Here is a 1,632-nt window from a genome sequence, read left to right as displayed (position 1 = left end):
CCTCGTGCACCCTGCCTTCCTCAAGCTCCTTAAGCGAACCGGCAACAAGGTTTCCCGCCAACGTCAACGCCTCGGCAAGCTCGTCGGTCTCCCGATCCTCGACGTTCTTAAGCTTAAACTCGAAGCCATTGCTCAACTGAACCTTGCATTTGAATGTAAAGTCGTCTTTTGCTGCTATGCGCTGATTCCCAAACTTCTCCTGGATCGACTCATATCCGCCATCCCGGTTCTTCACTTCTATTTTGCAAATAGAAGGTGCTTCAAGGCGAGTAGTTTTTCCGGTTATTTGCATGAAGTTGCTCCACAGCACAGTAAAACGATGCCCCATGCAGCAATCACACACAGATCACTCACAAGCAGGCGTTCCCCCTGTGTGACCGATCCGCTTTCCAAGTTCCACCCGGGGACAAACAGCTTCATCCCGTCCGGCCGGTTCGCACTCTCAGGTGCGTAGCTCGCGCCTCGGATCCCGCCTCAGCCGCCCCGCACGCCCAGCTTGAAACTGATCATCGCCCGCAGCTTGTTCGGCACCACCGGCTTCACCAGCAGGTGGAAGTTGTGCACCTGCRCATCCACCTCGTGGTTGGTCATCGTGCTGCCGCTCACCATGATGGCYGGCACGCCGGGCCCGAAGCGCTCTCGCAGCGCCTGGATCGCCTCCACGCCGGTGTGGCCGTGCTCCAGCCGGTAGTCGACGATCAGCAGGTCCGGCGGCTCATTCCCGGCCTCCTCGCTCTGCGCCCAGGCCCGGCTGGTGGCCACCGTCTCGAAGCTGCGCACGCTCGCGCCCCAGCCCTTCAGCAGCACCTCCAGCCCGTCGCGCACCGCCGGCTCGTCCTCGACGATCACGATACGGCGCCGGTCCAGCGTCAGCCCGATCGGCGCCTTGCCGCTCAGGGCCGGCGCCACCGCACGCGGTGCCTTGCCGGGCGGCAGCTCCAGCGAGAACACCGTGCCGTGCCCCGGCCGTGAACGCAGCGACAGCGGCGCCTCCATCAGCCCCGCCAGCCGCTTGACGATCGCCAGCCCCAGCCCCAGCCCCTTGCGCTGGTGCGGCGCCAGCGCGTCGCCCTGCGGCACCTGGTAGAACTCCTCGAAGATGCGCTCCTGCTCGCGCTCGCGGATGCCCACGCCGGTGTCCCACACCTGCAGCAGCAGCCGCGTGCCGCGCTTGCGGCAGCTCACCAGCACCGTGCCGTCCTGCGTGTAGCGGATCGCGTTCGACACCAGGTTGCGCAGGATGCGTTCCACCAGCACCGGGTCGGCGAACGCGTTGTGCGCCCCACCCCGGAACCGCAGCCCCAGCCCCTTCTCGAAGGCCGTCGGCTCGAAGTGCAGCTTGAGCCGCCCGAACAGCGCGCCGATGTTGAAATGCTCCGCCTGCGTCTCGACGCCGCCGGTGTCGATCTTCGTGATGTCGAGCAGCTCCGAGAACAGCCCCTCCAGCGCATCGACCGAGCCGTTGATGCTGTTGACGAGGTGGATCACCTCTTCATCGTGGCTGCGCTGGCGCAGCGCCTCGGCGAACAGCCCCATCGCATGCAGCGGCTGCCGCAGGTCGTGGCTCGCGGCCGCGAAGAACTGCGTCTTCGAGCGGTTCGCCACCTCGGCCTGCTGGCGCGCCGCATCGGC

The 1,632-nt window shown here is 65.6% G+C and carries 2 protein-coding genes; both read right to left on the bottom strand.

What is annotated here, in order from left to right; genetic code table 11:
- The coding region (locus AC1D15_RS31115; RefSeq protein WP_477829074.1) for a hypothetical protein at positions 1-292 on the bottom strand (292 nt) is incomplete at its 3' end.
- Positions 293-474: 182 nt separating this feature from the next.
- On the bottom strand, positions 475-1,632 hold a 1,158-nt coding region (locus AC1D15_RS31110), incomplete at its 5' end, for an ATP-binding response regulator (RefSeq protein WP_477829073.1).

The sequence above is a fragment of the Rhizobacter sp. P2_H2 genome, assembly GCF_056403375.1.
Note: the sequence above shows the minus strand (reverse complement) of the source record. Positions and strands in the feature narration are given on the sequence as shown.